32 protein-coding genes and 2 pseudogenes are annotated in these 26200 nt (G+C 61.4%); 27 read left to right on the top strand and 7 right to left on the bottom strand.

Annotated elements, in window-relative coordinates:
- Nucleotides 1-142: 142 nt before the first annotated feature.
- Nucleotides 143-574, top strand: a complete 432-nt coding sequence (locus tag FKV68_RS11770) for a hypothetical protein (RefSeq protein ID WP_246452490.1) — start codon at nucleotides 143-145, stop codon at nucleotides 572-574.
- Nucleotides 575-774: 200 nt separating this feature from the next.
- On the opposite strand, the gene FKV68_RS11765 is transcribed toward FKV68_RS11770, so the two are convergent.
- Entirely contained in the window at nucleotides 775-1179 is a 405-nt protein-coding gene (locus FKV68_RS11765; protein WP_180938022.1) for a hypothetical protein, read from the bottom strand.
- A 331-nt stretch (nucleotides 1180-1510) separates the two neighbouring features.
- Between FKV68_RS11765 and FKV68_RS11760 the strand changes: the two genes are divergently transcribed.
- A complete protein-coding gene (locus FKV68_RS11760) occupies nucleotides 1511-1666 on the top strand; it encodes a DUF3309 family protein (RefSeq protein ID WP_153437499.1) in 156 nt (51 codons plus the stop codon).
- Between the two features lie 65 nt (nucleotides 1667-1731).
- On the opposite strand, the gene FKV68_RS11755 is transcribed toward FKV68_RS11760, so the two are convergent.
- Nucleotides 1732-2073: a GFA family protein gene (locus tag FKV68_RS11755; protein ID WP_180938021.1), complete on the bottom strand. Its 342-nt coding sequence runs from the start codon at nucleotides 2071-2073 to the stop codon at nucleotides 1732-1734.
- A gap of 700 nt (nucleotides 2074-2773) precedes the next feature.
- Entirely contained in the window at nucleotides 2774-3019 is a 246-nt protein-coding gene (locus FKV68_RS11750; protein ID WP_180938020.1) for a hypothetical protein, read from the bottom strand.
- A gap of 75 nt (nucleotides 3020-3094) precedes the next feature.
- Here FKV68_RS11750 and FKV68_RS11745 point away from each other — a divergent pair, with 75 nt between their 5' ends.
- Nucleotides 3095-4537 (top strand): terminase large subunit domain-containing protein, encoded by a 1443-nt coding sequence (locus FKV68_RS11745; RefSeq protein WP_180938019.1) that lies wholly within the window; start codon nucleotides 3095-3097, stop codon nucleotides 4535-4537.
- 747 nt (nucleotides 4538-5284) lie between these two features.
- Here the strand turns inward: FKV68_RS11745 and FKV68_RS11740 are convergent.
- The 3 genes from FKV68_RS11740 to FKV68_RS11730 all read right to left on the bottom strand — a co-directional run bounded on the left by FKV68_RS11740 (nucleotide 5285) and on the right by FKV68_RS11730 (nucleotide 6462).
- A complete protein-coding gene (locus FKV68_RS11740) occupies nucleotides 5285-5464 on the bottom strand; it encodes a hypothetical protein (protein ID WP_180938018.1) in 180 nt (59 codons plus the stop codon).
- Nucleotides 5465-5860: 396 nt separating this feature from the next.
- Nucleotides 5861-6022, bottom strand: a complete 162-nt coding sequence (locus tag FKV68_RS11735; RefSeq protein WP_153437503.1) for a Thivi_2564 family membrane protein — start codon at nucleotides 6020-6022, stop codon at nucleotides 5861-5863.
- 251 nt (nucleotides 6023-6273) lie between these two features.
- Complete coding sequence (locus FKV68_RS11730) at nucleotides 6274-6462, bottom strand: hypothetical protein (RefSeq protein WP_180938017.1); 189 nt, start codon at nucleotides 6460-6462, stop codon at nucleotides 6274-6276.
- Between the two features lie 297 nt (nucleotides 6463-6759).
- Between FKV68_RS11730 and FKV68_RS11725 the strand changes: the two genes are divergently transcribed.
- From FKV68_RS11725 to FKV68_RS11680, 11 genes and pseudogenes are all read left to right on the top strand, one after another.
- Nucleotides 6760-8814 carry a portal protein gene (locus tag FKV68_RS11725; protein WP_180938016.1) on the top strand — a complete coding sequence of 685 codons (2055 nt, stop codon included), beginning with the start codon at nucleotides 6760-6762 and terminating at the stop codon, nucleotides 8812-8814.
- Complete coding sequence (locus FKV68_RS11720) at nucleotides 8811-9446, top strand: hypothetical protein (RefSeq protein WP_180938015.1); 636 nt, start codon at nucleotides 8811-8813, stop codon at nucleotides 9444-9446. Before FKV68_RS11725 ends, FKV68_RS11720 begins: the two co-directional genes overlap by 4 nt.
- A 269-nt stretch (nucleotides 9447-9715) precedes the next feature.
- The gene (locus FKV68_RS11715; protein ID WP_180938014.1) at nucleotides 9716-10051 is read left to right on the top strand and encodes a hypothetical protein; all 336 of its coding nucleotides are present in this window, start codon (nucleotides 9716-9718) and stop codon (nucleotides 10049-10051) included.
- A gap of 480 nt (nucleotides 10052-10531) precedes the next feature.
- Nucleotides 10532-10928: pseudogene (locus FKV68_RS33735) on the top strand (DUF6258 family protein).
- Nucleotides 10929-10948: 20 nt separating this feature from the next.
- Nucleotides 10949-11371, top strand: a pseudogene (locus tag FKV68_RS33730) (portal protein); the annotation flags it as partial.
- 50 nt (nucleotides 11372-11421) lie between these two features.
- Nucleotides 11422-11826 (top strand): hypothetical protein, encoded by a 405-nt coding sequence (locus FKV68_RS33035; protein ID WP_245181190.1) that lies wholly within the window; start codon nucleotides 11422-11424, stop codon nucleotides 11824-11826.
- The gene (locus tag FKV68_RS33030; protein WP_245181189.1) at nucleotides 11813-12079 is read left to right on the top strand and encodes a hypothetical protein; all 267 of its coding nucleotides are present in this window, start codon (nucleotides 11813-11815) and stop codon (nucleotides 12077-12079) included. The genes FKV68_RS33035 and FKV68_RS33030 overlap by 14 nt, the downstream gene beginning before the upstream one ends.
- Before the next feature lie 188 nt (nucleotides 12080-12267).
- On the top strand, nucleotides 12268-12663 hold the full coding sequence (locus FKV68_RS11695; protein ID WP_180938013.1) for a hypothetical protein: 396 nt from the start codon (nucleotides 12268-12270) through the stop codon (nucleotides 12661-12663).
- An 82-nt stretch (nucleotides 12664-12745) separates the two neighbouring features.
- The gene (locus FKV68_RS11690) at nucleotides 12746-13900 is read left to right on the top strand and encodes an amidohydrolase (RefSeq protein ID WP_180938012.1); all 1155 of its coding nucleotides are present in this window, start codon (nucleotides 12746-12748) and stop codon (nucleotides 13898-13900) included.
- Nucleotides 13901-13965: 65 nt separating this feature from the next.
- Nucleotides 13966-14238: a hypothetical protein gene (locus FKV68_RS11685; RefSeq protein WP_180941587.1), complete on the top strand. Its 273-nt coding sequence runs from the start codon at nucleotides 13966-13968 to the stop codon at nucleotides 14236-14238.
- A 154-nt stretch (nucleotides 14239-14392) separates the two neighbouring features.
- On the top strand, nucleotides 14393-14962 hold the full coding sequence (locus tag FKV68_RS11680; protein WP_180938011.1) for a hypothetical protein: 570 nt from the start codon (nucleotides 14393-14395) through the stop codon (nucleotides 14960-14962).
- A 72-nt stretch (nucleotides 14963-15034) separates the two neighbouring features.
- Here the strand turns inward: FKV68_RS11680 and FKV68_RS11675 are convergent, their stop codons facing one another.
- Nucleotides 15035-15331 carry a hypothetical protein gene (locus tag FKV68_RS11675; RefSeq protein ID WP_180938010.1) on the bottom strand — a complete coding sequence of 99 codons (297 nt, stop codon included), beginning with the start codon at nucleotides 15329-15331 and terminating at the stop codon, nucleotides 15035-15037.
- 222 nt (nucleotides 15332-15553) lie between these two features.
- Between FKV68_RS11675 and FKV68_RS11670 the strand changes: the two genes are divergently transcribed.
- The 13 genes from FKV68_RS11670 to FKV68_RS11610 all read left to right on the top strand — a co-directional run bounded on the left by FKV68_RS11670 (nucleotide 15554) and on the right by FKV68_RS11610 (nucleotide 26076).
- Nucleotides 15554-15790, top strand: a complete 237-nt coding sequence (locus FKV68_RS11670) for a hypothetical protein (protein WP_180938009.1) — start codon at nucleotides 15554-15556, stop codon at nucleotides 15788-15790.
- Nucleotides 15791-15996: 206 nt separating this feature from the next.
- Nucleotides 15997-16941 (top strand): hypothetical protein, encoded by a 945-nt coding sequence (locus tag FKV68_RS11665; RefSeq protein ID WP_180938008.1) that lies wholly within the window; start codon nucleotides 15997-15999, stop codon nucleotides 16939-16941.
- Between the two features lie 137 nt (nucleotides 16942-17078).
- Entirely contained in the window at nucleotides 17079-18074 is a 996-nt protein-coding gene (locus tag FKV68_RS11660; protein ID WP_180938007.1) for a DUF5309 domain-containing protein, read from the top strand.
- Nucleotides 18075-18169: 95 nt separating this feature from the next.
- Nucleotides 18170-18757, top strand: a complete 588-nt coding sequence (locus tag FKV68_RS11655) for a L,D-transpeptidase (RefSeq protein WP_180938006.1) — start codon at nucleotides 18170-18172, stop codon at nucleotides 18755-18757.
- 116 nt (nucleotides 18758-18873) lie between these two features.
- The gene (locus FKV68_RS11650) at nucleotides 18874-19623 is read left to right on the top strand and encodes a hypothetical protein (protein ID WP_180938005.1); all 750 of its coding nucleotides are present in this window, start codon (nucleotides 18874-18876) and stop codon (nucleotides 19621-19623) included.
- A 48-nt stretch (nucleotides 19624-19671) separates the two neighbouring features.
- The gene (locus FKV68_RS11645) at nucleotides 19672-20799 is read left to right on the top strand and encodes a hypothetical protein (RefSeq protein ID WP_180938004.1); all 1128 of its coding nucleotides are present in this window, start codon (nucleotides 19672-19674) and stop codon (nucleotides 20797-20799) included.
- A 148-nt stretch (nucleotides 20800-20947) separates the two neighbouring features.
- Nucleotides 20948-21115, top strand: a complete 168-nt coding sequence (locus FKV68_RS11640; protein WP_180938003.1) for a hypothetical protein — start codon at nucleotides 20948-20950, stop codon at nucleotides 21113-21115.
- 2 nt (nucleotides 21116-21117) lie between these two features.
- A complete protein-coding gene (locus FKV68_RS11635) occupies nucleotides 21118-21441 on the top strand; it encodes a hypothetical protein (protein WP_180938002.1) in 324 nt (107 codons plus the stop codon).
- Entirely contained in the window at nucleotides 21438-22034 is a 597-nt protein-coding gene (locus FKV68_RS11630) for a phage adaptor protein (protein ID WP_180938001.1), read from the top strand. Before FKV68_RS11635 ends, FKV68_RS11630 begins: the two co-directional genes overlap by 4 nt.
- On the top strand, nucleotides 22031-22633 hold the full coding sequence (locus FKV68_RS11625; RefSeq protein WP_180938000.1) for a hypothetical protein: 603 nt from the start codon (nucleotides 22031-22033) through the stop codon (nucleotides 22631-22633). The genes FKV68_RS11630 and FKV68_RS11625 overlap by 4 nt, the downstream gene beginning before the upstream one ends.
- Nucleotides 22630-24258, top strand: a complete 1629-nt coding sequence (locus FKV68_RS11620) for a hypothetical protein (protein WP_180937999.1) — start codon at nucleotides 22630-22632, stop codon at nucleotides 24256-24258. The genes FKV68_RS11625 and FKV68_RS11620 overlap by 4 nt, the downstream gene beginning before the upstream one ends.
- Nucleotides 24255-24701, top strand: a complete 447-nt coding sequence (locus FKV68_RS11615; protein ID WP_180937998.1) for a GNAT family N-acetyltransferase — start codon at nucleotides 24255-24257, stop codon at nucleotides 24699-24701. The genes FKV68_RS11620 and FKV68_RS11615 overlap by 4 nt, the downstream gene beginning before the upstream one ends.
- A 7-nt stretch (nucleotides 24702-24708) precedes the next feature.
- Nucleotides 24709-26076, top strand: a complete 1368-nt coding sequence (locus FKV68_RS11610) for a tail fiber domain-containing protein (protein ID WP_246452575.1) — start codon at nucleotides 24709-24711, stop codon at nucleotides 26074-26076.
- Nucleotides 26077-26200 lie beyond the last annotated feature (124 nt).

The following is a 26200-nucleotide window of genomic DNA, read 5'->3' as shown; positions in this document are numbered from 1 at the left end:
GCGTGCGGGCGCTTGCGATGCAATCTGAGTCGCGATTTTGGCCCAATTATGGGTAGCGAAAATAGTCGATGCACACTCCTCTTCGAGCCGGCTCCTACGGCTGTTCGCACGCTGCAAAATCGATGGAAGAGAGGCGACGGAAGTGATCGAAGACGATGTTTCAAGCGCGCCGGGGTTTTGCCCGGACGATCCGGCAGATGGGCCGGCCGATGATGGGGACCAATCCGCCGGTCCGTTGGCGAAGGGCTCGCGCACACGGCTCGGCGGTGCTTTCCTCGAAGCGGTGCAGGCGGATTTTGAGGCGCATGGCGTCGATGTGATCGCGCGGCTGCGCGAGGAGAAGCCGGAATCCTATCTGAAGCTCCTGGCCTCGATCCTGCCCAAGGATCTGTCGGCGAATGCGAACGCGCTGGACGATCTGACGGATGAAGAGCTTGTCCGGCGCATCCGCATGCTCGACGCGACGATCCGGCCGCTGATCGAGGCGCCGGCGAGAGGCAGGGCGGCGCGGAAGTCCGCAGCGACCCGGCGATCGTCCGGACAGCGCCCCGGATCGAAGTCGAACCAGGGTTGATTCCTGCAGAAATTCAAAACGTTGCAGGGATTTTTGGAATTCTGGAAGATGTACTGCTGCGGTAGGATGAGGTGGAGGCCACCTCATCCCAATAGACTTACAGCGCCGTGCGTCCTTCAGGACGCACAAAGGACGCTGTAAGTCTTTGAATCTACGCATCGTGCTTTCCGAAAATCGATTCCGATTTTCGGGCCGATGCGCTAGCGCGCCCGCGAGACGCCGGCGGGAACCGAGGCCTCGCTGCCCGAGAAGATGATGACGGCGAACATCAGCACACCGACAAAGGCGATCAGCGAGGCAATGGCGACGATTGGTTCCATCGCTGCATTTCCGGAAAGCAGCAGGTAAAGCGACGGGATCAGCACCGCGACGCCAAATGTGTAGACGACGTACTGGATCATCGCCAGGCGCTTCTCGGCCTTCTTCGGATTGAGCGCGTGGTAGCCGCCGAAGAGCGCCATGGTGACCCAGCCGAGCAGGTTGGCGTGGGCATGGGCGCCGGTCGGCGCGTGATTACCTGAAATCGACATGTGAAGGCCGATCGAGATGCCGGCGATCAGAAAAATGATGGCGGTCTTGAAGTAAAGATCTGCGATACGTGGCATTGGTTCTCCCCCTCTGTAGCCGTGGGAAATCTAGCATGTTCTCAAGAAGCTGAGAACAAATGCATACAAGGATCTTCGGCGCGCCGGCGCTGTTACCAATGATACAGTCGAAATATTGGCGGGGACGGCGGCGCGGCGCAGAATTATCCTCTGAGACGTGGGGTTTAGCGGTCGGCCGACGCGGTCTCATCGGAACTTATTGCGGTTATGGGCATTCGGTAGGAATGACAAACCATCCGCGGCGGCGCGCACGCGCCAATGTCTCAGTGGCAGCTTGTAATTGCTGCGTAATTCCATTCGCGGATCGAATTATGCAGCGGAGGATCGCAATATGCTTGGAACCGTACTTCTCGTTATTTTGATCCTGCTCCTGATCGGCGCCTTTCCCTCCTGGCCTTATTCGAGCGGCTGGGGCTACGGCCCTTCCGGCATTCTCGGCGTCCTGGTGGTCGTGCTGGTCGTCCTGCTGTTAATGGGCAGGATCTGAGCGGTCTCGCGGCCGGGCTAATGGCGCCGGCTAACGGCGAGCACGGACAAGTGGGGCGAGGCCGTCTACCAGCTTGCGCCGTCGATCAATCGGTGCGGGATCTCCTCCCAGACCGCGCGGTCGAACATCCGCATATTCACACCCATGCGCGAGGCGTTGCGCCCGCGTGGTGACCAATGGGTCGTGCAGCCGCAGCGCCCGCAATGATGCATGGTGAGCGTTGCGTCGCCCTGGACATAGCCCACAAGCGTTTTCTGCTCGTCGCTGACCGTGACGTCGGCAACAGGATAGTAACCCCACAGCGCGCCAAGCCGGCTGCACATGGAACAGTTGCAATCACCGAGCGTCTCGGGGCGGATGGGCACGGTGATGCGCACCGACCTGCAATGGCAATGACCTTCGATCATGGTGTGCTCCTTCGGTGGGCGACCGGCTCAAGCATTGGCCAGCACCGAAGGAAGCGCAAGGGGGGTGTCGCAAGAGGGGAAGCTAACCCGGAATTGGAACCTGCGTGTGGGTTGCGACGTTTTGGGGGTAAGTACGAAGGCCCAGCGCGGCTATCGCGCCGCGTGACGCGCAGGCAACCGCGTCAGCCCCATCCAGTCGGGCCTTCCCGGACGGGGCGATCACCTTATTTCGAGATCGAGGAGGTTATCTCCGTCGATACGGCGGGGATGGCCTCTGTTCGATTTTGGGCCAAGGCGACATGAAGAACCGCAGACACGGCAATGGAGAAGGTGAGAGCAGCTATCGAAGCGCCAAGACCAGTTTTGACCATCTCCATCCCCTTTCAAGCGCGTTGTTGTCGTCCGTCCCTTCAGAGCGTGCGATGACGATATTCGTGTGGCGCCGAGTGAGATGTTCCCCTGGTAACGTGAGATATGGTTAACGGCCGGTTGATGGCGGCAGTCGGGCCGAAATGCCGTGCGTCCGATATGATGCGCGGGAGCGCGATGCGGCTTCCGGTATCCCGTGGATAGTCTTTGCAGTGACGGCATCGCCGGCCGCGGGGCGGCCAGGCGATTTTCGCGACAGTTCGAGCTCTACAGCGCCGCGCGTCTTACCGGACGCGCAAAGGACGCTGTAGCACTGTGAATTGCTGCAGGTTTACTTGGTGGTGATGCCGTGGTCGGGGGCGCCTTCGTTCGACCAGCACGAGCAGGGCTCGCCGGCCGGACCGGTGCCGTAGTAGCACTGCGTCTGGCGGGTGGTGCATTGGCGCGGCGAATTGTCGACCACAGCGGCGGCCACTTTCGAGCGGCGCACGGGTGCGGGCGCTGTGGCGGTCTCGGTGCACGAGGACGCCAGCGCCGAGAGGCAGAGCGTAATCAATAAGGTACGGCTGATTCTCATTTGGTGGAATTTCCACGACTGCTCGTCAAAGGCAAGAGCCAATGATGGAACATTGCGCGAACCGGTGGAGAAAAAATGCCAAATCGATCGACGGCGATACCGGGCGCCTTCGGAGAACCGTGCGATCTCCACGCGTTGCTCAAGGAACAGGCGGTGCTGATGGCCGAACTCGACCGGCGGCGGCGCACCAATATTCTCGCCCTCTACCGGCCCTATGCGAAGCAGCGCGAATTCCATGCGGCGGGTGCCGCGGTGCGTGAACGACTGTTCATGGCCGGCAACCAGCTCGGCAAGACGCTCGCCGGCGCAGCGGAGGCGGCGATGCACCTGACAGGGCGCTACCCGGACTGGTGGCGGGGGCGACGGTTCGACAGGGCGGTCGTGATGCTGGCGGGCTCGGAATCCTACGAGCTGACGCGCGACGGCGTGCAGCGGCTGCTGGTCGGCCCGCCGCTCAACGAGGAGGACTGGGGCACCGGCTTCATTCCGAAATCGGCGATCCAGGCGACCACGCGGCGTTCCGGCGCTTCCGGCGCGCTCGACAGCGTGACGGTGCGCCATGTCACGGGAGGCGCCTCGACGCTGCTCTTCAAGGCCTACGAGCAGGGGCGCGGCAAGTGGCAGGCGAACACCGTCGACTATGTCTGGTTCGATGAGGAGCCGCCGGAGGATGTCTATTTCGAGGGGATCACCCGCACCAATGCGACGCGGGGCGCGGTCGCCGTTACCTTCACGCCGCTCAAGGGATTGAGCAGCGTCGTGGCGCGGTACCTGATGGAAAAGTCGCCGGATCGCGAGGTCATCACCATGACGATCGAGGATGCCGAGCACTATACGGCGGCGGAGCGGCAGCGGATCATCGACAGCTACCCGGCACATGAGCGCGAGGCGCGCACCATGGGCGTGCCGGCGCTCGGCTCAGGCCGCATCTTCCCGGTGGCGGAGGAGACGATCCGCGTCGATCCCTTCGAGATCCCGAAGCACTGGGTGCAGATCGGCGGGCTCGACTTCGGCTGGGATCACCCCTTCGCCGCCATCGCCTGCGCCTGGGACCGGGACGCCGACGTTTTCTATGTGACGAAAACCTATCGCGAGCGCGAGGCGACGCCGATCATCCATGCGGCGGCGCTGAAACCCTGGGGCGCGTGGCTGCCCTTCGCCTGGCCGCATGACGGCCTGCAGCACGACAAGGGGAGCGGCGAGCAGCTTGCCGCGCAATATCGCGGGCAGGGGCTGGCGCTCACTGCCGAGCGGGCGACCTTCGACGACGGCACCAACGGCTTGGAAGCCGGGCTTTCCGACATGCTGCAGCGAATGCAGACCGGGCGCTGGAAGGTGTTTTCCACTTGTGCCCACTGGTTCGAGGAATTCCGCCTCTACCACCGCAAGGACGGCCGGGTCGTCAAGGAACGCGACGACCTTCTGTCCGCCTCGCGCTACGCACTGATGATGAAGCGGTTCGCGCGGGTGAAGGCCGATGCCGCGGCGTGGAAGTTCACGGACCGGAAGGTTGTTTGAGCGGGATGGGGTTTCCTGCGCTGCGCCGCCCGGCCAGGGCGGCGCGCCGCGCGCCGCCGACTGCCCTTTTGTCTGGCGGCGGGTCGTCCGGATTACCGAATAGGCCCTACCCGGAGGAGGTATTTCCGCCTTCGGCTTGGCGGACGAGGGCTTAGCCCGCGGGGAGTAGACATCCATGCTTCGTTCGCCAAGCGTTCCTCTGGCGTTCGTAATTACTTCAGCCGATGTTTGCATAAGCGGCCGGAAATGGGCGTACGGCGCCGGGCGTGTTAGCGGCCGCGCAGGCCGCTGCAGCGCTTGGAAAATCGAGGTCGATTCAGGAGACAGGCAGCAGGTAGCCTCGGCGGAGAACCGTTGCCTACATTTCCGGAATTGCCTTGAAACCAGGCAATTCCAGACGGAAAACCGCTCCCCACTTTCCTGGGTTCTAGTTGCTCGGAGCGATTGGCGGTCTGGGCGGAGGCGCCACTGCCTCGGGATTAAACGCCAGGATGCTTAAAACGAGAGCGACAAGGATGAGTATAAGCGCCAGAAAGGCGATGCCGGTCTTGTTCATTCCCCATCATGAGGAACCGAAATGTGAGAATTTCGAGGCATTCGCGAGCCGGCGAAGCAAAAGCCCCGCCTCTGCAGCGCCGAGCGTCCAATTGGACGCGCAATGGTCGCTGTAGAGCTTTGAGTTTCTGCATGATCTTGTCCCTAAATCGACCCCGATTCAGGGAACCACGCAGAAGCGCCTACGGCATGTCACCGCGTCTGGGTCTGTGCCGCCGGCAAGTAGACCTTGGCCACCGCGTGCTCCTCGCTGGTCAAAGATCCTGCCAGGAAGAGATAGGCGGATATGCCGAGCACGGACAGCAACAGGATGGCCACGGGCAAGCCGGTCGAAGCGTGATATTCCGGCCCTCGATAATCTTTTCCAATCATCGTAACGAACTCCACTCTATGCACATACGAGAACGTGCCATCGGCGGAACTGGTTCCTGCGCGATGGGTGGCCAGGGATAACAAAGATTGAGGCGTGGTAACGTGACGGCATTATACCATGCTCCTCAGTTCATGGCTGGAGATTACGGGTGATGGGCGGCATCTCCCGCCACCGGTTCACTCAATGTTCGTAGCTATTTTGGCAGCGGGGCAAGCGTGATCAATCGGCGTTTCCGTCGAGACCGGCCTGTCGGTCGGCCGGGAACGTTCGGCGCGATCGGGGTCAATTCGAGCGCGTTTTTCAAAGCCTCACAAGCTATACAAATGCAGGCCTGCAGCGCAGAGCGTCCCAGCAGAGGCCACAGTTACGGCGCCCGAATGGGGTCGAGAGCGCGATCAAAAGACCGCCAGATACCGAAGCAGTGAGAGGATGCCGATGATGATCACGATGGCCTGGACTATCTGTTTCGCGCGCGCGTCCAGTGGAAGCCGATTGACGAGATAAAGCACCAGGATGACGACCAGGAACGTGATCAAGATGCTGATGAGGATCGACATGGCCTCGTACTCCCGATGAAAGCTTCCGATGAGGCTTAACTATGGGAGGTTTTGCGGAAGGGAAGGTCTGCTACCGAAGATGGCAAACTTTGACTGCGCCGATGCAGCGGAGCGATACCCCGTCACTTGCATTGGAAGCGCGGAGCGTATTGGCATGGACCGGTCGCGTGCGCCGGGCGCTGCGCGACTGGGGCGTTCTGGTTCGCTCTCCATCCTGTCGGTGGGTGATGCCGACACTGGGCAAAGCTACGTTACTCTTCCCAAAGCATCTCCATGATGTCGTCAGGCGACTCGTGAACGTGGAGCATCACGGAGGTTCCGCCATTGGGCGAGAAGGTGACGAGCGTGGTGCGGCGCTGCCCTTCTACCCGCTGGAAGTGCGTGACATTGTCCATGTTGATGAAGATGGGTCCGTTGTTGTCGTGCAATTTTAGCCACATGGATCAGCCTCTCTGATGTTGCGGTCCATTGAGATATAACATCATCCGGCCTGTGATCGCACTTCAGCTTATAAGGCTCACAGCGTTTCCGGCCAGTTCGTGCCATTTTTCCGAGAGCAAACCGGGCAGACTTCGTTTTCGCCGCACAGGCAAGAGTGGGGTCTCTGCTGCAACGATGGCGAGCCGGTGCCTCGAGCTGAACGCAACTCCTGTCCCCCTCACGCGAAGCGCCGGTGAAAACACGCCTTCAGCGCACAAGCAAACACAATCAGAAATTTCTGCCTGAGAGGTTCTCCTATGGCTGCAATGACCGATGAACGGCTGGCCCAGCTTGTCAGCCAACTGGTGAAGGACTGCGAGGACTATCGCGATGTGCTCGCGGTCGATCGCATCATGGCGATGGAATATTACGACGGCGCGATGAAGGACGTGCCGGCGGAGGCCAACCGCTCGAAGGTCGTTTCGCGCGATTGCCGCGCGGCGATCAAGAAGGTGCTGCCATCGCTGATCCGCACCATTCTCGGCAACGACAAGGTGGTGGAATACGCGCCCGTCAACGAGGGCGACGAGGCGGCGGCGGAACAGGCGACCGACTACATCAACTACGTCGTCTTTCCCGAAAGCGACGGCTATGACGCCGTGCAGGACGCGGCGCACGACGCCTTGAAGCTCCGCAACGGCGTGATCCGCTGGTGGTACGAGGACAAGATGTCGGTCGCGGTTTCCACCCACACCGGGCTCGACGAGGCCGCATTGGTGCAGCTCGTCGGTGACGACGCGGTGGAGGTGCTGGAGCAGTCGCAGACGGTTGAGAAGATCGAGAGCCCTCAGGGCGTGATCGAGCAGCCGAGCTACAATGTGAAGATTCGCCGGAAGGTGGAGCGCGGCACGCCGCGGCTGGCGGCAGTGCCGCTCGAAGAATTCCTGGTCCATCCGGACGCGCTCTCGATCGAGGAGAGCCCGGTCACCGGCATTGCCACGCGCATGCGCCGCTCGGACCTGATCGCGATGGGGCATGACCGCGATCTGATCGAAGGCCTGCCGGCCTCGACCGGCGACAGCGGCCGGGACGACGAGGAGCTAACCCGCAGGCGTGACGCGTTCGCCGGACGAGACGCGGTGCCGAAGGCGCTGGAGGAGGTGGATTATTACGAGCTCTACGTGAAGGTGGATGCGGACGACGACGGCATTGCGGAGCTCCGCCGGCTCGTCTTCGCCGGCGGCACGGGCGCGGAAAACCTGCTTTCGAACGACGAATGGGACGAGGTGCCCTTCGCGGATCTGATCGTGGAGCGGCGGCCGCACCAGCGCGAGGGCGGCTCGGTGACCGACGACATGGCGGAAATCCAGCGGGTGAAGACCGTGCTGATGCGCCAGACACTCGACAATCTCTACTGGCAGAACAACCAGCAGCCGATCGTCCAGGAAGGGGCGATCGCCAATCCCGAAAGCGTGCTCAACCCGAAATTCGGCCAGCCGATCCGCGTCAGCCAGGGGATCGATGCACGCGCGGCACTCGGCTACACCGTGGTGCCGTTCGTTGCGAAGGAATCCTTTGCGATGCTCTCCTACCTCGACCAGGAGGCGACCGACCGCACCGGCATTTCCGATGCTTCGAGCGGCCTTGCCCCGGACGCGCTTCAGAACATGACGGCGCGGGCCACGGCGCTGATCGAGCAGGCGGGGATCGGCCAGACGGAGCTGATGGTGCGCACCTTCGCTCAGGGCCTGAGGCGGGTGTTCAAGGGATTGCTGCGGCTCGTGATCAAGCACCAGGACCGGCCGCGCGTCGTCAGGCTGCGCGGGCAATGGGTGAGTTTCGACCCCCGCCACTGGAACGCCGAAATGGACGCGACGGTGAACACCGGCCTCGGCGCCGGCACGCGCGAGCGCGACATGATGATGGTGCAGATGGTCCAGCAACTGCAGGAGAAGCTGTTGATGACGCTGGGTCCGGACAACCCTTACGTCTCGCCCGACAACCTCTACAACGGCATCGCCAAATCGGTGGAGGCGGCGGGACTGAAATCGCCCGACCTCTATTTCACCAAGCCTTCGCCGGAAGAGATCCAGCGCCGGATGCAAGCAAGCGCCGGGCAGCCGAACCCGGAGATGCAGAAGCTTCAGATGCGGGCGCAGGCCGACGCCGAGAAGGCGCGGCTTTCGGCGGAAAACGACCGGCGCAAGCTGGAGATCGAGCGTGAGCTGAAGCTTGCCGAGATCCAGCAGAAGGGCGCGCTGAAACGCTACCAGATCGACGCCGAGCTGAACCTGAAACGACAGCAGAACGCCGCGGAAATGATGGGCGGAGGACCTCTGACGGCGGCTGAGATCGGAGGAGTGCCAGGGTGATAAGAAGAATCAAAGCCTTATACGATTTCTACGAAACGGCGCCGCGAACAGCGACAGCGCTCGAACTGCGTGACTTCGGCGAAGAGGCGAACAGCCGCTTGCCGAACTGGGGCAAGGACCGTCGAAGCCCGCGAGATGAGCCTGTGGAGGTGGCCGATACTTATGTTATCTCCAATACCAACCCGGTAAATTCCGTGCCCTTGTTCGGATCAGATGGTCATACCGGACTTGTCATCGTTCCCGACGATGAAAATCCGGAGAATAACTTCTTGTATGACCCGAATGGCAGTTATCCAAGCAAGGAGTTTGGGAGCGATCGAACGCTCTGGGGCCCCGGAGCGTCGCTCAAGGATTATGTCCGATATCAGTTGACGGATGGTCCTGCCGTCACTGTACGCCGATACGATACAAACGCCGCGCAAGAAAGGGAAATCCAGGAGCGGATCGAGCAAATTGGAGGCTCTCCGATAACAAACGAGGGTTTGCCCGGCATGGGTTGCACAACAGGTGTATCACGCGCAATCGATGGGGTGGGACCTTTCGGCAAGATTGATGAAACAATGTGGCCGAGCAAGCTCGACGAGCAACTTGAGCGGGCTAGGCGATACAAGCGAAAGTTCGATGGAATGTGATCTGTTCCATCCTGCGGCGTGACGGCGGACGAACCGAGAATGCTCTCAAAGGTAGCATAAAAATACCGCAATCTATGGTAACGACAGTGGCGGCGTTGACGAAAGAATTCGACTTGCGCTTTCATTGCGCGTGGTGAGTCGGTTCGCTCAGCTCAAGAGGGCGGTCTGTGCATAGGTACGCGGTTTTGAATGTGATTCGTGTGCTGCTCTGTGTCGCTGTGACCGTAGTCGCCTGCAGATTTCTCTATCAGAGGCTGTTTCGATATGAGATGACTCTCTACATTGTCGCTCTCTATGCTGTTTCGTTTGTGCCGCGACCGAACGCGATACTTGCGAAGAGGCTTGCTTCTATCACGCTGACAGCCTTGGCATTCGGCGCAGCGTATATGGCTTGCGGTATGCTATATCACTATTTGACCTTGGGAATCGTTCCCGTTGACCTGACCGATGGGGATATATCCGAACTGATTTACCCCTTGGCGGCTCTGTTGTATTTGGTGCTCGGGCCACATTACTTCGTATTCATACTGAGTTACATCGGCTTGGAATTGCTGATGATGAAGAGAATCATGGTGGCGCCGCCTATCATACAGAGCGGTAGTTGAACGACTTCTACGAAGTCGCCGATGGCAATCGCCATCCGGTGGTGAGCAAATGATGAGGCGGATACGGCGCCTCAACCCGAACGAGGCGCTTCTGGAGCCGCTGGGCGGTTCCGATTCGGTCCAGAGACAATCTGCAGCGGCGGCTGGAAGAGCTTCAAAGAGCTCAGATAGTGGACCCGCGCACTGGGGTTCCCGTTCAGCGCTACATTGTCGACCCGAGAGGCAATATCGCCTTCGAGCCGCTGGGAGGAAGTACAGTTCCTGGGCGAGATCCGGTTGACACCCATACGCTCTATCCGAATGGATCGAACGATCACAGAATGAACCCGCAGGGGCATTGGGACGATCCCACCCCCCACGGGCACGGTCATTTGATGGGGACAGGCAGAGGCAGAAACGGACAAGGGCCATCGCTTGATGTCAATGGGAACGTGGTGCCGTGGAACAGCCCTAACGCGCACTGGCCGATGAGGAAATGAAATGAAGCCTGACGAATTTTTCCGGACGATCTATCTGGGCGATCGCGGATGCAAGGCCGTCGTGCTCGACGGATGGCGGGATGAGGTCAAGATCCAGTCGATCTGATCTCCCGAAAGCGGTCCAAAACATGGGACTTCTATTCAGCCGAGGACGTGAAAGACGGCTTTCTGGTGTTCGAAGGGGTCAATCAATCTCCTTCGATCCGCCCGGCCGAATTCCGAACGACGAAATCGGTGGCATCGAATTCCGTGGTTACGAAGGCGACCGCTTCACGGTTATGATCGAACTAGGTCACGGCGACGAGGCCGGCAAATACGTCACAATAAAAACGACCATCCGGGCGAAGGCCGTGGCGATTGAACGGCCCGGTGAAGAGGACGCGCGAATTCGGGAATAGGAAAGCCGCCTCGCTTTTGCCGGCAGCAACAGCGTGAACGCGGCTCGGTGATCAAAATGGCGCAAATCCAGCGGTGAAATCCGTGCTGATCCGCCAGACGCCCGATAATCTCTACTCGCAGAACAATATCAGCCGATCGTCCAGGAAGGCGCGATCGCCAACCCTGAAAGCGTGCTGAACCCCAATTTCGGCCAGCCGATCCGCGTCAGCCAGGGCATCGATGCGCGCGCGGCGCTCGGCTACACCATGGTGCCCTTCGTCGCGAACGAGTGTTTCGTGATGCTCTCCCATCTCGATCAGGAGGCGACAGATCGCACCGGCATTCCGATGCCTCGAGCGGGCGTGCTCCGGACGCGCTGACGAACATGACGGCGCGGGGATCGGTCAAACGCTACCAGATCAACGCCGAACAGAACCTGAAACGACAACAGACCGCCGCGGAAATGATGGGCGGCGAGCCGCTGGCGGCGGCGCAAATCGAAGGGATTCCGGGATGAGAAAGCAAGTTCGTGGACTGCAGGATTGTTACGCCGACGTTCCGACGACTTCGGCACTGGAACTGCGGGACTTCGGCGAGGAGGCGACCAGCCTTTCGCGCGACGCAACGAGCCCACGCCCGCGCAAACGTGGCAAGGGAACGGAGGTGGCGGCGACGTACGTGGTCTCCAACACGAACCCGACCGGATGGCCACTCCAGGCATTTCTTGGCAATAACATGCACAGCGGCTTGTTCATCGTCCCTGACGATGGCGATCCGGAGAAAAAGTTCCTCTACGATCCGGCTGGTAGCTACATGAGCCAGGAGATGGGCAGCGGGCGCCCTCTATGGGCCAGAGGTGTCTCCCGAAGATTATGTGCGCTATCAGTTGCGAGATGGGCCAAACGTGACTGTGCGTAAGTACGCAACGAGTCCGGAAGAAGAAGAGCAGATAAAGAAGCGGACTTTCGACCTTGGCGGCGCGCCAGCAGCCAATTGGATTGATGCGGGCTGCACAACAGGAGTGAGCGAGGCGATCAAGGGTGTCGGGCCATTTCGCCGTGTGGAGCAAACCATGTGGCCGACCAAGCTGGACAATCAGCTCAAAGATTTGAGCAAACATGTGGGTGAAGCCAACGATGTCGAGAGCTTACGACGGTTGCTGTTCAAGTAGGTTCAATTGCGAGATATGACTTTGACAATTGAGGTCGGCCCAAATGAAGGACATCGCCACTTATTGTTTTATTTTCAGACGATGCACCTAATGCGAGCGAAAAAGTGCCACATTTCTGCTGGATGGATGGCTAGTCAATCTGCTACGCATGGACGTTAGCTGAAGTCTATCCTTCTCGGGGCCATTTTATGCGGTATGTTGTTCTAAATACGATTCGTGTGTTTCTCAGCTACGTCGGTATGTTTGTATTTGCGGAATGGGCCTATCACCGCCACTTCACCTTCGGTGTGGCCGCATTGTTTTCACTTCTCTATGTGTTTGCCTTCGTCCCCCTTCCCAAGGCACGACTGCGGAAGCGCCTCCTATACATCACGTTGGCCGCTGTACCGCTGATGCTCGTGCCACTGGTGCATTCTATGATTTTCTACAGAGTTGGTAGCCTCACTGTTCTCTGGGAGGGAGTGGAAATTGTGTTTCTTGTTGGATTGCTTGGTCCCCAATACGCCGTGTTTCTTCTGACCTATGTTGTTCTTGAGTTCCTCATTATCAGAAAATTTGCCTCGACGCGGACCGCAATCGCTTAGAGCATCGTCTCGTGAGAAGATTTGCCGTGGCAGACGCGTAACATAGGAACGAACGCGGTGCGTGCATTCGGGGAGTTGAAGCATGTTTCTGAGCGGCGGCGAGTTGGATGAGGTCACAGCGTTTCGGCGCGCGCTGCATCGTCGGCCCGAGCTTTCCGGCGCCGAGGCGGAGACGGCAAGGGCGGTCGAGCGGGCGCTTGAGCAAACCAGGGCGGACGAGATCGTCACTGGGCTTGGCGGACATGGCGTGGCGGCGATCTACCGGGGGAAAGACGAAGGGCCGACAGTGATGATCCGCGCCGAGCTCGACGGCCTGCCGATTACGGAGGTTTCCGATCTGCCGCATCGCTCCGAGATCGCCGGCAAGGGACACCTCTGCGGGCATGACGGGCACATGGCGATCCTGATGGCGTTGGCCAAGGGGCTCGGCCGCGAGCGGCCGGCGCGGGGGCGGGCGATCCTGCTCTTCCAGCCGGCCGAGGAGAACGGGGCAGGGGCGGCGGCGGTGCTCGCCGATCCGAAATTTTCCGCGCTGAAACCGGATTTCGTGTTTTCGCTGCACAACTTTCCCGGCCTGCCGCTCGGCCATGTGGCCCTCGCGGAAGGCCCGGTCAACTGCGCCTCGCGCGGCATGAAGATTACCCTTTCCGGCAAGACGGCGCATGCCTCGTCACCTGAAGACGGGATCGCGCCGACTTTTGCGCTCGCAAGACTCCTCAGCGGCCTGACGGCGCTTGGTGCCGGCGGGGCGCTCGACGAAAACTTCACGCTGGCGACGGTGACGCATGCGAAGCTCGGCGAGGAGGCCTTTGGCATCAGCCCCGGCTACGCCGAGATCTGGGCGACGCTGCGCACGCTGACGGACGAGCGGATGGCGGCGCTGGTGGCGAATGCGGAGGCACTCGTGCGCAGGGAGGCCGAGGCGGCGAAACTTGACGCGAGGATCTGCTACGAGGACGTGTTCCATCAGTGCAGCAATGCGGCATCTGCGGTCGGCGAACTCAGGCGGGCGCTCGATGAGGAGGGCGTCAGCCACGATCGGGGCGCGGGCGCACTGCCGATGAAGGCGTCGGAGGATTTTGGACTATTCGGCCGCGTCGCCCCCTCGGCGATGTTTTTCCTCGGCGCCGGCGAGAACCATCCTCGGCTGCACAATCCTGATTATGATTTTCCCGACGCGCTGATCGGGATCGGTGCCCGCGTCTTCATGCGGGCGATCCGCAACCTGGCGGGGTGATTGCACGGCGGCAGGATCGATGCCTTGTGAAGGCGAAAGAAGTTCGGCGCCGCAAAGGGGATGGAATGGGATATGCCGTCCGTAAGCTAGGCCTTTCGTTTGCGCTCGCCCTCGCCGGCGCGACGGCGGCGCTTTCGGTCGAGGTCGGGACGCAGCCCGGAGCGGCTCAGACGCAAGGCGACAGCATGAAGGAATTCATGGCCGCCAACCCGGATTGCATGGAGTTCAACGACCAATGCTCCTTCTGCGCGGTGGTGAACGGTGTGGCCGAATGCTCGACGCCGCAGATCGCCTGTGTGAAGCAAAAGATCCAGTGCACCAAGCGGGCGGGCAAATAGGCAAGCGATGGTGCCGGCGTCGGCTGCCGCCTTGACCGCCGTCTAGACCGGGCGTGACTATAGCGGTGCATTTCATCGGGAAAATGGACCGGCGGTTCAGCGGCCCCTTGGGTTCCTTGGAGACGGCTCATCTCATCCGCTCGGTCACCGAGGTGTGGCAATGGCAGGAAAGGCGGAAATCAATGGCGGACGGCGCGGGCGCTTCTGGAGGATGACGCCCTGGGCAATCGCAGTGCTCCTGATGCTGCTGCCTTTGTTGGCAATGCAGTTCACCGATGAAGTGAACTGGGATGCGACCGATTTCACTGTATTCGGGACGATGCTGTTCGGTGCTTGCGGGGCCTTGGAACTGGCGGCGAGGATGACGAGCAACAGGGAGTACCGGGCCGCCGTCGGCATAGCGCTCGCGGCGTCGTTCCTCCTCATATGGATAAACCTTGCCGTCGGCATCATCGGAACCGAGGATAACCCTGCCAACCTGATGTATGGCGGAGTGCTTGCCGTCGGGCTCATCGGTGCCGTTGTCGCGCGTTTCCAGCCACGTGGAATGGTGCGCGCGTTGATCGCGATGGCGCTCACTCAGGCGTCGGTCGCCGTCATCGCGCTGATCGGCGGATTAGGCTCTACAGGGGCGAGCATGGTTCTGGCCGGCTTCTTCGCCGCGCTGTGGCTCCTGTCGGCCTTGCTGTTTAGGAAAGCGGCGCGGGCACAAACTTCCGCATAGGTTCGCTCCGGACTTCCTGCCGCGAATGATGCCAATGGGGGTTCACGGAGAACCGCATGCTTTTCCTCGAAACTAGACCCCGCGGGTGAAGCTCAGATAGGCGACAAGGCAAAGCAGCCAGAAGAGCGCACCGGCAAACTTGCTCATGGTAGAACTGAGAAGGAAAGGGCCGGACGGAAGGCGCTTGAAACCCAGCCAGTTGAAGGCGATGTCGTCAGTATAGATTTCTTCGACTTTCACTCGACCGAAACTGACCAGCGGCACGACGATGCGCGCCGTCCGATGCAGGAGAAACTCGAAGATGAGAAGGTCGAGGATATTGAGGATGAGGCCGACGACAGCATCGAATGCGAAGCCGATTTTCTTCATGTTTCAGGGACTCATTGGTTTCAGAGACTCATTGGCGAAATTGCCGGATACGAAGTTTCCTTTCCAGCGGTCGTCGGCGTTTGAGGGACCTCTCCACAAAGACGATGCTGCGCATGCAAATGGGTAGTCCAGAACAAAACGGGAATCAATCCTTCCGTGTAACGATTTTTCGCCGACATGGGATGGTCGGCCCGTCCGAATTATCACGGGAGAAAACGTGACATGAAACCAGAGGAAAGGACTGCCGCGGCGCGGGCGCTCATCGACAATCCGCTGTTCGACCGGCTGATGGACGAACTGGAAGCGGCGGCCATCAATAGCTGCGTCAATGCGAAGATTACAGACCACGAGAGCCGCGCGGCCTTTGCAGCCGAGGCGCGGGCGATCCGCAATTTCCGCGGCAAGCTCAAGTTCCTGACGGAACAAGCCAGGACCGAGGGAACGAGCGCGCCGGCGTGACGCGGGCGTGCGCAATGAGGAGGGCGCGGCAAGCGCTTCTCCGTTAGCCGGTTTCCTTGATGATTTGATTCAGGAAGCCAATGCAACCATTTGAATTTCGCAAAGCTTTGGCGAACGGGGCATTCGCCGTTTCGCCAAAAGTGTCTCTGTTTGCCGCATCTTTTGGCGATTCCCACTTCGCCGAAATGCTCTGAAAAGGTCATTCCATGATGAACGATAGTGCCAACCTGCCCTTCGGCGGGAGCAAAACCGTTGACGGCTCGCTCGAGCCAGCAAGCTTCGACGACCTCGATTTTCGGGAGTTGCATGAAGCAGACGACGAGGACGAAGAGGCGTGGGATGCAACGCCCACGGAATACCCCGGCGCGTATGACGACCATGATACCCAAGGCGACGAGCCGGGCTTATCCGACGAGGGGGCGGCCAATGAAGCCGAGGATCTGGTCGTCACGCTCAAGGGCGGCGAAGAAGTTCCGCTTGAGGAACTGAAGCTCGGCTACATGCGGGACCGCGATTACCGCCACAAGACCCAGGACCTCGCCAATGGGCGGCGGGCGCTCGAAAGCATGAGCAGCCGGGTCGCGGCCACCGCCAACGCAGTTGCCGAACTCATCGCCGGGGAGATCCCGGACGAGCCGCCGGAGGAACTGAGGCTCTACGATCCGCAAGCCTATCAGCGGCAATGGGCGCTGCACCAGGCGGGGCTGGAACAGCTCGCGCGGGTGATGGCGCTCGGCGACGAACCGGCGGCGGTGATGACGCAGCTTCAGGCGGCGGCGAGCGAGGAGAGGCTGGAGGCGGAAAACGCCAGGCTTCTCGAAGCCTTCCCCGAGACGGGGCAGGATGAGGGGCGGCAGGCCTTCTTCGCCAGTGCCTTCGAGACGGCACGTGAGCTCGGCTTTTCCGACGAGGAGGTGCGCGAGGTTGTCGACCACCGGCTCTTCAAGCTCGCGCACTACGCCCGGCTCGGCCTCATCGCCGAACGCTCGAAAGCGAGGGCCTTGCAGAAGGTGGCGGCGGCACCCGCCTCCGCACCGCGCATGAAGGCAAGGAACCAGGCGCAGCGCCACCAGCGCGAAAGCCGCGAGGCGATGCAGCGGCTGACGCGCACCGGCTCGATCCGCGACGCTATGGCTGTCGATTTCGAGTAGCGCTGCTCGCCGGTGGTTTCGGATGCCCGGCCGGCCACCCTCCGCGTGCGGGGCGGCTCCGATCATTTCAACAGAGGCTTTCCCGCGTGAACCCCACGCGCGGGCGGCCGATCTCATTTTCACAGAAGGACCAGAAAATGGCAGTTCTCACCAATACGTTCCAGACCACCCAGGCCGTCGGCAATCGTGAGGAGCTTTCCGACGTCGTGTCGCGCATCACGCCGGAAGACACGCCGATCTATTCGCTGATCGAGAAGGGCAAGTGCACCACCTATCACCCGGAATGGGAGACGGACGAACTGGCCGCGCCCGGCGCCAATATCCGCGAGGAAGGCGAGGAATACGCCTTCGGCGCGATCACCCCGCCGACGCGGCTCGGCAACTACACCCAGATCATGCGCAAGGACTGGATCATCTCCGCCACCCAGGAAGTGACGGCCGAGGCCGGCAACGTGCAGAAGCGCAAGTACCAGAAGCTGAAGAAGGGCGTCGAGATCCGCAAGGATGTCGAATTCGCGATCGCCGACACCAATGCGTCCGTCAGCGGCGCCACCCGCGAGTTCGGCTCGCTCAGCACCTGGCTCACCTCCAATGTCTCGCGCGGGGCCGGCGGCGCCAATGGCGGGTTCAATGCAGCCACCGGGCTGACGGTGGCGCCGACCGACGGCACGCAGCGGCCGTTCACCAAGGCGATCCTCGATACCGTGATGCAGCAGGGCTACCAGAACGGCGCGAACTTCCGCCATGTCTCGGTCTCGCCCTATGTCAAATCCGTCTTCGTCACCTTCATGTCGGACAGCAATGTCGCGCCCTTCCGCTATGCGGTCTCGCAGGGCGGCGAGCGCAATACCATCGTCGCGACGGCGGATTACTATGAAGGCCCGTTCGGCACGGTGATGATCCACCCGAACCGGGTGCAGGCGGTGAACGCCGGGCTTGCTCGCAACGCCTTCTTCATCGACACGGACATGCTCTCCTTCCTCTGGCTGCGCCAGATCCAGGAAGACCGCGACGTTGCCAAGACCGGAGACGCCGACAAGGGCGTGATCATCGGCGAGGGCACGCTGAAGGTGCACAATGAAAAGGGGCTCGGCGTCGCGGCCGACCTGTTCGGCTTGAGCGAGACGAACTGACGGCAGGTCTGTCGGTCCTCTCAGTCACCCCTGTGTCCATGACAGGGGTGACTGAGAGACAGCGGTCCAAAAGAATGCAGAAGAAGGAGTGCTCTATGGGCAAAAACAACCTCAGGAAGCGAACGACGCTTCACTTCGATGGAGATCGTCTTACGGCAACGGAAAACGGCCGATATTCCGGCTCCTGGCCGGCGGTGAGTGGAAGAGAGGGGCATCAGTATCCGTGGGAACAGCATAACCAGGGCAATGGGCCGATACCCGAGGGAAGATATTCCGTTGGCGAGCTTCAGCACCGGGGCGCTATGGACGATGTGATCGGCTTGCTGGGCTACCCCTTTGGGAAGGGAGGCAAATGGCCGGGCGGTCGCGTGGCGTGGGGCAACTCAAGGACGTGGCTCACTCCCAAGGCAGATATTGATCCAAAGTACGCGCACAGAAGCGGATTTTCGATCCATGGCGGTCGGGATCCGGGGTCCGCGGGATGTATCGACCTCACGGATCAGATGGATCGTTTTGCCGATTTCTACGACAAAACCGGGCAATCCGCCGAGCTCATCGTTTCCTATCCCGATGCGTCAACCTCGGAGCGCGGCAATCGCTGGACGCCAGATTCATCTCAGCCCACAAACAGACGATTTCCCGAGGGAATTTCTCTTTGGGACGCGCTTTCGAGACACTTCTGACGGCTGCCCCGCCACGGTCCATGGTTGAGAATATTGACCTCCACACCCTTGCGCATGTTCATGAAATGTTCTAGGAAGGCGTTTCGGAGGAACTACGTGCAAAGGCAGGAGAGGACATGAAAAACTGGCCACGGGGCGTTCTTTATCGTTTCGCCGCAGTCTTAGGCCTGCTGGTCGTCCTGGGCGGCGTAGTTTTCGCCATGATCGATCCTGAAGCGGTCGTGGATCCAAGCCGGAGGGGTATTTGCGAAAGAAGCGGAGGCAGGGCGCCCGAATGTACACTGCCGCCGGAGAGCGCCGACAAGGTGCTGTATGCCTTGCTGTCCTGCAGTCCAGACTTCTTTCGGATCCTGAAAGAAGAGAGGGCTGTGTTCGGGCCTGTGGAAATCAGGGCTCTCCCCTACAATCTGATCAGTCTTGAGGAACCACGGATGACGGTGGCGACCTTTGTCAAACCGATCGAGGCTTACGGACTCAAGCTGATCGCCTACAACCAGGACTGGTCTCTTTATAAGGGTGCCTCGTCGGAGGGTTACAGCTGGGGGTTTCAGGTCATAGAGTCCCCGGCCGAGGTTGCGAAGGCGATCAAAGCGCGTCACCCTGAAACAGAAGAGTTTCGCGCCTTTGGATGGGAGCGGGGCGCGATGAGATCCGGTGACTGGCCGGGCCTCATCTGGACGCCGAAACGCGATTTTCCCAGAACGCAGATCGAATGTTTTGGTGACCGAGGGGACAATGGGATGCAGGAATTGCCCCACGTTGCCGACCTTTTACTGTCGCAATCAGCCGAACCGCGAATTTTCGGAAGGCTCAGGCTATTCATTTCGTCGGTCCGGAAGACGATCGCGGATTTCCGACAATTTTAGAGGTGAGCCCGGTGCAGCGCCAAGTGGCCTTCCAGCAGGACCCCGGTTGTGAATATCTTCCTCTTCCCATCTTGCAGGAGTTTCATCGCGGCTCTGGTCGCTTTCGTCGCACTCAATTTCGCCGGACCGGCACTTGCCGCGCCGGACCGGCTACTCGAGTCGTTGCTTTCCTGCAAACCGGAGTTTTTCTCGATCCTGAAGGAGGAGAGGGCGGTACTGGGGCCGGTGAGGATCGATTTCGATGAAGACGAGGGCAACTCGCCACATGGTCCGCCACGGGAAAACTACTACGTGCAAATGGCGATCTTCGCAAAGCCGATTGCGATTGGCGGACTTCCGATCATCGGCTATTCCCAGCGTTACGTAGTTCGCGAAGGCGATGCGCCGTCCTGGTACATTTTTGAACTCCAAGTTGCTTGGCCTGCGGAACGAGTTCGCCAAGCGCTCGAAACGCGGCTGGGGGTCAAGTTCGATGAGCTTAGGTCCTTCGGCTGGAGTAACAAAGAGGCGGTAGAAGACGGGCGGGTGTCATCGGATTTTGGCATTACAGGAGAAGATGCCCCTGAGGGACAGTCCGACTTGCGATGTCATGTCAGTCATGCGGACACGCCCAACTTCCAGCCTCCCCACATCACGGCATTGTTCGGGGCGCCGGAACTGAAGCCGCTGCCGCTTGGCGACGCCGACCGACTGATGAAGGGGTTGGTTGCCTGCACGCCGGAATTCTTCGATCTGTTGAAAGCCGAACAAGAGGCCTTCGGAGCAGTGAAAATCCGCCGCATATCTCTATGGGGCAAGAGGAATGAGCCGATTGAAACGCGGGTAGAGTTTTCGTCGATTGTGCACGCGTGGGGGCTCGATCTCACCGCCTATGTCCAAAGGGTGGATCGATCGGCGGGCAGGGAAAGGATCTCGTGGGGGTTTGAAACGGCAGAGTGGGAGGACCCACTCTGGTACGCCATCATGCAGCGCACTGGAAGCGGATATGTAAAAGGACAGGGATGGATTGTGGATCTGCAGACGGAGGAAACGGGCTACACGCCGTCGCAGAACTTCTCTATCCGCGATGCTGGTTCCCGCGAGGGGGGACTCTTGGTCTGTTCATTCAACTCGGATGATTTTACTTCGGCGGCGCTGCCTGATCCCTCCGACTTGTTCCTGACGGCGCCGCGGTAATTTAGAAAATTTTCCGCCGTGGCGCACGCCGGTTCCGGCACCTCGGCCGGATATCGTCGAAGGCAAGCCCTGGCGGTACTAACCCCGTGTCTCGCTACCTTATTAGCAAGGCGGTTCTTCGGAGCCGCCTTTTTCATTGGAGAAAGCAATGTCCGAAACAAAGAAGCCGGTGCCGGTCCGGTTGATCTATGACGTCTGGCTCAACGACGGTGAGCGGACGCCGGCCGGAACGATCGTATCCTTGAGCCTCGCTGACGCCAAGGCGCTGATCGCCAACGGCAAGGCCGAGCGAGCCGATCCGCTGCCGGGAGAGTGACCATGGTGATCCGCGACGGCGACTGGAAGCTCTTCGACTATGATTTTCAGACCGGCCGCTCCGTCTGGGTGACGGAGGATGGCAACAGGACCCATTGGCGGACGGACTATCCGGTCGAAAACCTCGTTCGCCAGAACGAATTCACCCGCCATGCGACCGCCGGCAACGCCTTCGGCGAATGGACCAAGGTCGCCTCGATCCCGCTCAACCTCGCTCATTCCGAAAACCTGGTCCGGGCGCATTCCGAAGGTGACGACCGCTATCTGAAGCGCTGGCTCAACGACGGCGACAACCGCGCCTGGCGCAGCTTCGAGGGACATCTATGACCACAACCGACTATGCGTCGCTCCTCATCGACGCCGGCGACTATGCCGGCCGCGATGACGTCGCTCATCTCTTCCCGCGCTTCCTGGCTCTGGCCGAGCTCAAGTTCAACCGCGTCATGCGCACTGCCGGCATGGAAAAGACCACGGCGGTGCCGCTCGCCGAAGGCGAAGGCAGCCTGCCCCCGGATTTCCTGGAGGCGCGGCAGGTGCTCGCCGCCGATGGCCGGGCGCTTCGGGCGCTGCCGCTGCAGGAGCTCAGCAGTCACGGGACAGCCGCCGGCGCGCCGATCGGCTACGCGATCATCGGCAGCGCCATTGAGGTGCGGCCGAAGGGCGGCGACAACATCCACCTGACCTACTATGCGAAAATCCCGCCGCTGACGGCCGAAGCCCCAAGCAACTGGCTGATCGAAAAGGCGCCCGACATCTATCTCTACGCACTCGTCGAGGAGATCGCCGTCTGGGAGCGCGACGTTTCCAAGGCGGGCGCGGCGGAGGCACTGAAGCGCCAGGCGATGGCCGGGCTTGGGCTCGCCGACGAGCGCCTGCGCTGGGGCAATGCCGAAGTCGTCATCGGAGGGCTGACGCCATGACGCTTCTGACCGTGATCAACGAAGTCGCCGACATCGTCTCGCTCGACCGTTTCGACAGCGTCTACGGGACCAACGATCCGAACGCGCAGACGATGGTGGCGCTCGCCGAGGAGGCGGGCGCGGAGATCGTCCGGCGCGCCGACTGGAGGCGGATGCTGAAGACGCATGCCGTTTCCGCTTCGCCGGAGATCCTGCCTGCCGACTATCAGCGGCTGGCGCCGGGAGGGCCGGTGCGGGCGGCGGACGGCCGCTTCTTCCGACCTGTCACCAACGGCGGGCAATGGGCCGTGATCGTCGGCGTCGCCTCTGCGGCGCCCTATTGCCACCTCTGCGGCAAGGAGATGCTCTTCTCGCCGGCCGCTTCCGCCGTCGGGGCGACGATCGACTACGTCTCGAAGAACTGGGTGCTCGGCGATCCTTACGAGGAGCGCGATACGTTTCGGGCCGACGACGACACGACGCTCTTTCCCGAGCGGCTGCTGAAGAAGGGGCTGATCTGGCGCTGGAAGCGCCAGAAGGGCCTCTCTTTCGAAGACAACCTCGCAGAGTTCGAGGCGGATCTCCTGCAGGAGATCAATGCGGACAGGGGGACATCATGATTACAGTTCGCACGAATACAGTTCGCCCCGGCCGCCTGCCGCAAACCAACCGCGGGCAGGCAAGCCTCGGCCGGCCGCAGACCTCGCAATCGGTGACCTTTCCGGCGCCGAAGCAAGGTCTCGTGACGACCGCGGACATGGCGTCGCAGACACCGGGCTCAGCCACCGTGCTTAGGAATTTCCTGCCGACGCTCGCCGGCTGCAAGATCCGCGGTGGATCGCGCAAGGCGGGGCTTGCTGCTGACGGCGGCGCCATCCGCAGCGCCTTCAAATACAAGTTCGGCAGCAACGAAAAGCTGTTTATGGCGACAGGGAGCGCGATCTACAACATGACCGCGCCGGCGGCCCCGCCGGCAACAACGGCCGCGGCCGTGAGCGGGCTTACCGGCGGCGACTGGTGCGCCTTCCAGCACACGACTGCCGGCGGCTCGTTTCTCGTTTGCCTCAACGGCGCCGACACGCGCCGCATTTATGACGGCAGCGCCTGGACAACGACGCCGGCGATCACCTTTTCCGACAGTACGACCATGGCGCAGCTCAACTATGGCTGGCTGTTCAAGAACCGCGAGTTCTTCCTGAAGAACGCGACGCTCGACGCCTACTACCTGCCGGTGAACGCAATCGGCGGCGCGCCGGCCGTGTTCCCGCTTGGCGGGGTGATGAAGAAGGGCGGGTCGCTCATCACCGGCTTTTCCTGGTCGCTCGAAAGCGGCGACGGGCTTTCCGATCTCTGCGTCTTCGTTTCGACGGAAGGCGAGATCGCGGTTTATGCCGGCTCCGACCCTTCGAGCGCCAGCGATTTCGCGCTGAAGGGCGTCTATCAGGTCGGCAAGCCGCTCGGAAAGAACGCCTGGATCCGCGTCGGCGGCGACGTGCTGATCGCGACCTCGGACGGTCTGACGCCGATGTCGCAAGTATTCCAGCGCGACCGGCAGGCGCTGACCCAGGTCTCGGTATCTCGGCCGATCGAGGACGACTGGCGGCAGGCGGCAAACGCCACCGGATCCGGATGGACGCTAAAGCCCTGGGTCGAGCAGAACCTGGTCTTCGTCGCCTTTCCCGACAACAGCGTCGTCAGCGACAGGACCTTCGTCCTGAATGTCTTGAGCGGGCGGTGGGCGACGATCAGCAACTGGCGGGCCAATTGCTTCGAGACGCTGCAGGGCGGGCTCTTCTTCGGCTCGCGCGAGGGTTATTGCTGGCAGGGCGACACCGGCGGCACCGACGACGGGCTGACCTTTGCCGCCACCTACCTCTCGCAGTTCACGCCGACCGGGCAATTCGGCCAGCGGACGGCGGCGACGATGGCGCATATGTATTTTCGCGCCAAGACGAGACCCAAGGTGCAACTCTTCGCCCGCGCCGACTTCGACCGGCGGGTACCGCCCTTCGACCGGGTGACGGAGGGCGATACGGCCTCACCGGAATGGGACGTCGGCCTTTGGGACGTGGCCCGCTGGGATGGCGTGTCGGAGGCGCTGCGCTACGATTTTCGCCAGAACGTGCGCGCGAGCGGCGACATGCTGGCCGTCGGCTGTGTCATTACATCCGGCGGGGCGGTGAAACTCGACATCGAAGTGGACCTCGCCACGCTGCAGGTCGCGGCCGGGGAGGCGAGTGCTTGAACATCATCTGGGGCGGGGCGGCCGACCCTGCGAAGAACGACGCGATCGCCGGCTTCGTCGCCGCCCATATCGACGGCTGCGGACGCGGCTTTGCCGACTTCGCCACGCTCGGCGTGACGGAGGAGGGCAGGCTCGTCGCCGGCGTCGTCTACCACAACTATTCGCCCGAGGCGGGCGTCATCGAGCTTTCGGCCGCTGCCACCAGCAAGCGCTGGCTGACGCGGCCGGTGCTGACGGCCATGTTCGGCTATCCCTTTGACGAGATCGGCTGCCAGATGGCGGTGCTGCGCGTCTCGGAGGAGAACCGCGGCATGGTCGAGATCGCCCGTCGCTTCGGCTTCACGAGCCACCGCATTCCCCGCCTTCGCGGACGGGACGAGGCGGAAATCATCTTCACTCTGACGGACAATGACTGGCGGGCGCATCCCGTCAATCGAAGGTAGGTGTGCTATCGGAAAATCAAAAGCTCCCACGCCCCCGGATCCGAAGGCGACGGCGGCCGCACAGACCGCGACCAATATCGGCACGGCGGTCGCCAACGGATACATGGGCAATGTCAACCAGGTGACGCCGGACGGCAGCCTCACCTACAGCTATACGACGCAGAAGTGGACCGATCCCTTGAGCGGGAATGTCTACGACGTGCCCGTGGCGACGGCGACGCAGGCGCTCTCGAAGACTCAAAAGGCGATCAAGGATCAGAACGATGCGGCGAGCCTCAATCTTGCGACGCTCGCCACTTCGCAATCGAGCCGGCTCAACGATCTGCTCGGCAAGCCGATGGACATTTCCAAGGCGCCGGCCGCCGGCGATCCTTCGAAGCTGCAGCTCCCGCAATACCAGCAGTTTTCCGGCGGCCCGGAGCTTCAAACCTCCGTCGGCAATGCCGGCAACATCACCCGTAGCTACGAGACGGATTTCGACACCTCGAAATACGAGAATGCCCTGATGGCGCGGCTCAACCCGCAGCTCGATCGCGACAGGGCGGCGCTGGAAACGCGGCTTGCCAACCAGGGCCTGCAACCGGGGTCAGAGGCCTATAACCGAGCGGTCGACGAGGCGAACCGGACGTCCAACGACGCCCGCATCGCCGCGGTGCTGAATGCCGGCCAGGAGCAGACGCGGCTTGCCAACCTCGCCAACCAGAAGGCGAGCTTCGAGAATGCGGCGCAGGCGCAGGCCTATGGTCAGGCACTGCAGAACGCCGATTTCGGCAACAACGCCAAGCAGCAGATGCACCAGAACAGCCAGTCGGCGACGGCCGCGAACAATGCGCTGAAGGACCAGAGCTTCAACGCGGAGCAGGCGCGGATCAACGCCCAGAACACGGCCCGCGCCAACTATTTGAACGAGCAATATGCGAGCCGCAACCAGCCGATCAACGAGATCTCGGCGCTGCTTGCCGGCGGGCAGGTGACGAGCCCGAACTTCGTGCCGACACAGGGCCAGTCGATGCAGCCGGTCGACTATGCCGGGCTGGTGCAGCAGAATTACCAGAACCAGATGGCGACCTATAACGCCCGGCAGCAGGCGGGGAAGGACATGATGGGATCGATTGCGTCGATCATCGGCAACCTTCCGCTATCCGACCGCCGCGCCAAGAAGAACATCGAGAAGGTCGGCAGGCTCAACGGGCATAACCTCTATGAGTTCCGCTACAGGGGCGAGCCGGGTTCGGGGCCGAAGCATATCGGCGTGATGGCGCAGGAGGTGGAAAAGATCCGCCCGGACGCCGTGATCCGCGGGGCGGACGGCATGCGGCGGGTGGACTATGGCCGGCTTTTTTCGGCGGGGAAGAGGGATCGGAAGCAGCGGTAAGGATGTTCCCCAAACTCAGGCGCGGGATTTCGGAAGACCACCCACGCCAGCAACACGCATGTCTTTATCAAAATCAGGCGACCCGCAATTAAGCCTGCGGCCGCAAGCAAGGAGCATATCGGTG

The organism is Sinorhizobium mexicanum (genome assembly GCF_013488225.1).
Lineage (GTDB): Bacteria > Pseudomonadota > Alphaproteobacteria > Rhizobiales > Rhizobiaceae > Sinorhizobium > Sinorhizobium mexicanum.
Note: the sequence above shows the minus strand (reverse complement) of the source record. Positions and strands in the feature narration are given on the sequence as shown.